Source organism: Lactobacillus sp. UMNPBX1 (assembly GCF_002554085.1).
Lineage (GTDB): Bacteria > Bacillota > Bacilli > Lactobacillales > Lactobacillaceae > Lactobacillus > Lactobacillus crispatus.
The window spans coordinates 1-4,127 of the sequence record NZ_PCZI01000036.1; the positions used below are offsets into that span (position 1 = coordinate 1).

At 32.3% G+C, this 4,127-nt stretch carries 6 protein-coding genes; all 6 read right to left on the minus strand.

What is annotated here, in order from left to right:
• Positions 1-155: 155 nt before the first annotated feature.
• A complete protein-coding gene (locus tag CP352_RS10525) occupies positions 156-392 on the minus strand; it encodes a replication initiator protein A (RefSeq protein WP_089143237.1) in 237 nt (78 codons plus the stop codon).
• A gap of 161 nt (positions 393-553) precedes the next feature.
• Positions 554-1,105, minus strand: coding sequence for a cysteine hydrolase family protein (locus tag CP352_RS10530; protein WP_057727074.1), 552 nt, complete (start codon positions 1,103-1,105; stop codon positions 554-556).
• An 11-nt stretch (positions 1,106-1,116) separates the two neighbouring features.
• The gene (locus CP352_RS10535) at positions 1,117-1,872 is read right to left on the minus strand and encodes a hypothetical protein (RefSeq protein WP_089151098.1); all 756 of its coding nucleotides are present in this window, start codon (positions 1,870-1,872) and stop codon (positions 1,117-1,119) included.
• 46 nt (positions 1,873-1,918) lie between these two features.
• Positions 1,919-2,575 carry a hypothetical protein gene (locus tag CP352_RS10540; protein ID WP_089151097.1) on the minus strand — a complete coding sequence of 219 codons (657 nt, stop codon included), beginning with the start codon at positions 2,573-2,575 and terminating at the stop codon, positions 1,919-1,921.
• 25 nt (positions 2,576-2,600) lie between these two features.
• Entirely contained in the window at positions 2,601-3,209 is a 609-nt protein-coding gene (locus CP352_RS10545) for a hypothetical protein (RefSeq protein ID WP_089151096.1), read from the minus strand.
• 97 nt (positions 3,210-3,306) lie between these two features.
• Positions 3,307-3,663, minus strand: a complete 357-nt coding sequence (locus CP352_RS10550; protein ID WP_005719668.1) for a hypothetical protein — start codon at positions 3,661-3,663, stop codon at positions 3,307-3,309.
• Positions 3,664-4,127: the final 464 nt, after the last annotated feature.

The window sequence follows — 4,127 nt, forward strand, 5'->3', positions numbered from 1 at the left end:
AATAAAAAAGTCAATCAACGAGAGAGATTATTTACACAAACTTCTTGACAGTCTCGAGCCTTATCCTGATGCGGATACATTAGTTATTTTCTTTACTAATGATTAATTACTAATACTAAATAAAAGACATTGGCCGTATTTACCAATGTCTTTTATCATTTTTCGTTTTCATTAATTCTTAAAGGATATAACCTATCATCATGTCCTGCAGGAGCATCTTCTTCGAGTAACAAATCATGATTAACCAATTCTTTCTTTAGTCGTTTCACCGTATAAGAATTGCAATACATGTCATCCTTTAGCTCTTGATTAGAATAAATAATATACATATTACCGTCAGCATCTACCCATCCATTGGTTTGTGAATCAATCATTCTCATCGTAAATATCATGTATAGGTATCATGCATCGGGGCTTAACTTCTTATACTTGGGATTATGAAAAAATGCTTGTGGTAGCCCATTTTGCTGTTCCGGGTAGTTTCCGCCCTTTTTAAACTTACGAATATTTGTATACATTTTGACCTCTTTAGTAAATTATGCAGGCCATTAAATTAATCAGCAATATTCGCACCTAATGCATTTTTAAAGTGAGCCATTGCCCATTCATCGCCATTTGATGTAAAAGTAGCAACAGCAGAACGTGGAATTGTAATTTCATAGTCTAAATTATATGCCGCAATCGCTGTGTGCAATACACAAATATCAGTACAAACACCAGTTAGTGTCAGGTCATGAATATGGCGTTCACGTAAATAATTATCTAGATTAGTATTTTGAAAAGCTGAATAACGATTTTTATCCATTAATAAAACATGATCATTATCTTTGTTTTCTAAATACCATTTACCCGTTTGACCATATACTTCACGGCCAGCAGTTCCAATAATATTATGCGGTGGATATAATTTAGTTTCAGGGTGATATGGATCATTTTTTAAGTGCGCGTCCATCGGGAAAATCACCCAATCTTTATTTTGTAGAAACTGTTTACACAGTTCTGTAATACGTTGATCAATTGCTTGAGCAGGCTTGCCACAAGTAAGAGCTCCATCATCAGCTACAAAGTCTTTACTATAGTCGATAACTAATAACGCTTTTGCCATTATTTTCTCCTTTATAAAATAATATTTAAAATATACATAATTAAATTAATTATTGCTAAAATCACTATTGATATAATGAATACCAAATAAATCCAGACAGTAATATTAACTAAAAACGGTAATAATGCAGCGTGAAAGCCTAGAAAAGAAACTAAGAGAAGCATGATAAAGATTATACCAATTAATCCTAAAAAAGCATATTTGCCACTACTTATATCAGCCTCGCTTAAATCGAATCCACCAAAACATAGACTGATTACTAGCAATAAAGCAACAATTGAGTGCCATATTGAATCAAAATTAAGCTGAAATAATTCAAAAATATAAATCCAACTATGAGTTAAGAAATTCCAGTTAAGTGCATTACCATTACTTAATAACTGAGTAGTAAGCTGATTCTGAACCAATGAAATAGGTGTATTCAATGTACGCATGATTATGTAAATCAGCAAGGTGCATCCTAATACAGGTGCAATGCCAATAAAAGCATTACCCACCTTTTGATAAGTAGATGTAGGAGACCAAGTATGTTTAACATAGCCAAGTGACATATCATTGGTATTACTAGGGATGCGCAATAAACTAACCGCATTAATATGATGACCAAAAATTATAGCCATAATCAAATGACTAAGTTCATGAACAATAATGCCTAATCCGCCAACAATAATTTGACTATTAAAACCAAATGTATTTACCAATTTTTGGTTAGCTTCATGGCTTAATTGTCGTAATGCTAATACAAATAAAGCCGGAACGAGTAACATGAAAAAAGTCCCATTAAGGGCATAAAGAATATGTTTCATCTCTGATTTAAATTTGTTTTACATATTGAGTCAATAATGTTAATGCCGCAAAAAGCTGATCAATTACGCCATCAGTTGCACTGAAATCAGTTTTAACAAACTGAATAACCCAATTATTTTTAATTGGAATTAAACGAACAACTTCATCTTGACCATAATTAAGCCGTAAACTATTGGCTAAAATCACTTCACGATAACGATGTCCATCACTTCCTAGCCACTGTGTTGTTTGATCAGTACTTTGCTTAATTAGGCTATAAGCTTTGGATATTTTTCGCAACTTATTACGCAGATCAAACCAGGACTTTATTTCTACTAACTCACTATTTTTAACATATTCAGATAATTGCATGCCTTCTTGACTTTGCGCAATTCTTTCTAATGTAGTTAAGGCAATCGCCATAGATTTGAGCGAATCAATTGAAAGTTGCGGCATTAAAATTTGGATTAGCCAATTGTGACTGAATTCATCAGGTGGATACAGTCGACTAACTTCAAGATTATTTTCAAAAAATACACGATATGTATTCTTACTTAGGCTTTCATATTCTTTTTCATCATCTTGAGTGCGATACGTCAAAATGACATTATGTTTAATTTTTCGAATGGCAAAATTATCGTCTGATGAAAAAATTGTACTTTCAAATTGTGTAAAATCTGTCATTAAATTCTATCTTTCGTCTATAATTTTATTTATCGTGTTTACTAAAATATATTGCTCTACACTTTTTTAAACTAGCAATAACCTTATCAATGTCTTCATCAGACATTCCCCTGCGTTTGGCATTGTTTCGCCATTGTAATTCACTGATTGGAACACAACTAACAGTATTCAAATTCATCCATATCCAGAGCGATAACAAACTACCTGCAAGACCTACTAGCACAAATGTACCAGTAATAAAAGTTAAAGATCCTACGAAATGTGATACGCTCCAAAGCCAACCGAACAAGGTTATGATATATAAAATAGGCAAAATAGCTGGACGATGATTTTTTCCATATTCAGCATTCGGGCCAAAGAAAGTTTGCCAATAACGAGGTATTGAGCGATTAATTACTAAATTTGCTAATGCTAATAGTAAGCAAATTAGTACAGAAACATTAGACTTAATTAATAAAATACTAATAGCTGACAGAATGATTACATAAAATGTAGCAAAATTAGTAGAAAAGAAAACCCAACGTCGAAATTTAGCACCATTGCCAATGATTATTGCTTGCTTAGGATTTAATGTTGTCTGGAAAAACATTTTATCAGTTGAGACAGTTTTTCGATTAAAGATATCAAAGTGCATCTAATTCTCCTTACAAGCTTAATTTTACTACATTTCTAGCTATGACTTAAATTTCAAAAATAAAAGCGGCTTACATCTCGTAAGTCACTTCCGTTAACTAATTTTCAAACCAATTCCAATCATCGCCAACCACGTCAACTTTAGCATCATCGGCAGCTGCTGATCTGATTTTTTCTGCTTGAGTTGGGCGTTCAATTGTGAAGCCATTGTTAGAATCTTTTTCAACCATGCCTTCAAATTCAACTACATCGCCCCTCTTCAAATCAAGGTCTTTGAAAGTTTTCAAGTAATGCAGTGCTAACTGCTTAACAATTGGATTGCCACCAGCACCTGCAATACGCAAATCCTTAAAAATAGCTAAGCGATCGTTTAATCTATCAAAAGTACCACTAAATTTATGACGCTTACCATCGTCGTATGGTTCAAGTTTTTCATTGTAAATATCTACAGACATATGTACATAATCTTCTTTCTACCTCTCTAATATAACATTGATTTTGATAAAATAAAGAGGCTAGATAAATAAAAATCACTCTTTAATCCGATTTTAACGTATACTTTTAACTGTAACTTAGGAGAGAAAATGAGCATTTATTATCAATTTGGAATTATTATAGGTTTGGTTCTGTTGGCTTTCGCCATTCACATCGCAATGAAACAACATAAAACTACCTTTCCATTCAACATTGTCAACTTAGGCATTGCATTCATAATCTCAACATTAGCAATTTATATTATTGTAGCCTGTCTAGGAGCAATTCAACCGCAAAACTGGTACACCAATAATGCATTATGGAAATTTTTAATAGCTAGTTAATCATAATTGAGAAAATCTAAAAAAGATTTTCTCTTTTTTATTAAAATCGAAAATTGCAATTTCAAATTGAACACTTTTGAAAATTAAATTCTGTATATTGA